2 protein-coding genes are annotated in these 1,670 nt (G+C 76.1%); both read right to left on the bottom strand.

Annotated features, from left to right (window positions below):
* Positions 1 to 178 precede the first annotated feature (178 nt).
* Positions 179 to 1,255 carry an NADH-quinone oxidoreductase subunit D gene (locus ACTUAL_RS21815; RefSeq protein WP_440901548.1) on the bottom strand — a complete coding sequence of 359 codons (1,077 nt, stop codon included), beginning with the start codon at positions 1,253 to 1,255 and terminating at the stop codon, positions 179 to 181.
* 4 nt (positions 1,256 to 1,259) lie between these two features.
* Positions 1,260 to 1,670 (bottom strand): DUF1203 domain-containing protein (locus tag ACTUAL_RS21810; protein ID WP_440901547.1); only part of this gene is annotated, 411 nt, incomplete at its 5' end.

The raw sequence follows: 1,670 nt of genomic DNA, 5'->3' as shown, positions 1-1,670 counted from the left end.
TGGGTGTGGCGGGCCGGATGCCGTAGATGGCCGGATGCCATAGGTGTCAGCGGGTTGTGCGTGGTGTTGTCGGCCTCCGGCCGGTCCCCGTATCGGTTTCCTGCGCGGGTTGTCCTTGCGTGGGGGCGTTTCCTGCCAGCGCACCCCGCACCCCGCACCCCGCACCCCACGCGCCCGCTCAGCGGTCGATGTCGCCCACGACGACCGCGAACGAGCCGAGCACCAGGGGGAGTTGCGCCACCGGGGTTCCCGGCAGCAGCGCGGACAGGGCCTGCACGTTGTTGAACGACGGCGTCCGCAGCTTCAACCGCCACGGCGTCTTCTCCCCGCGCGACGCCAGGTGCACCCCCGACACCCCGAGCGGCGCCTCCACCCGCGTGTACACCGACCCCTCCGGGGCCTTGATCGCCTTGGGCAGCCTCAGGTTCACCGGGCCGCCCGGCAGCCTGCGCAAACACTCGCGCGCCAGCGCCACCGCCTGCGCCAGGTCGTCGACCATGCACGCGACCCTGGCGTGCGCGTCGCCGCCCTCCCGCACGCTCGGCCGCACGTCCAGCTCCCGGTACGCGGGCAGCGGGTCGTCGCGCCGCAGGTCCAGGTCCACCCCGGACGCCCGCCCGATCGGGCCGGTGACGCCCCGCGCCAGCGCGTCCGCCCGGCTCAGCACCCCCAGCCCCTCCAGGCCGGTCGGCACCTCGGGGACCTCGACCGCGTCCAGCGCGCCCGCCACCCGCTCCGCCCAGCCCGCCGGGACGTCCTCGCGCAGCCCGCCGATCCGGTTGGCCATGAAGTGGATGCGCCCGCCGGACGCCTCCTCCAGCACCGCCTGCACGGCCTCCCGCCCCCGTGCCGCCGCCACCGGGTCGGTCAGCGGGGCCAGGAACACCAGGTGCGCCATGACCCGGTTCAGCTCGCACAGCAGCGCCCGCAGCCACTGCGCGCGCGGCGGCACGTCCATCCCGGTCATCCGCTCGACCGCCAGCGCCACGGCCAGCTCGTTGCAGAACGCCGCCAGCCAGTCGTGCCGGTTCGCCAGGGTCAGCACCTGCCGGTAGTCGCGCACCTCGAACAGCTTCTCCGCGCCCCGGTGCAGGTGCCCGACCAGCGGCTCGGCCGAGGTGATCACCTCGTCGTCCCGCACGGTCAGCCGCAGCCGGTACGCCCCGTGCGCGGAGGGGTGCAGCGGTCCCAGGTCGACCACCCGGTCGACCCCGAGGTGCTCGGCCCCAGCTCCCACGCCCACGGTGATCTGCACCCGCTCATGCTCGCACGGCGGACCCCGTGACCTCGAAGAGGAAGCAGCCGTGCGTCGCCGACCGCACCTGCACCCGCGCGACGGCCGGGTCCGCGAGCAGCGCCGCCAGGTCCGCCCGCCCGCTGCCCGGCCCGGACAGCACCCCGTCGTGGATGCGCCCCTCGGCCGTGTAAGCCCGCAGCACGCGGGGCGCGGTGAACAGCGGCAGCTCCCCGTCCGCCACCTCCGGCCCCGCGCACCGCTCGGCGTGCGCGTACACCGGCCCCACCTCCGCGTAAGGCCCGCGCCCCGCGCCGGGCCGGTACCGGAACAGCACCACCGCCTCCGCGCCGGCCCGCCGCAGGCAGCACCGCAGCGGAACCCCCGGCGCGGTCAGCAGCTCGTGCTCCTCGTCCGCGCCCGCGGCCGCCCTGGC

It is taken from the genome of Actinosynnema sp. (assembly GCF_052038725.1).
This window is presented reverse-complemented; position numbering and strand designations above follow the sequence as displayed.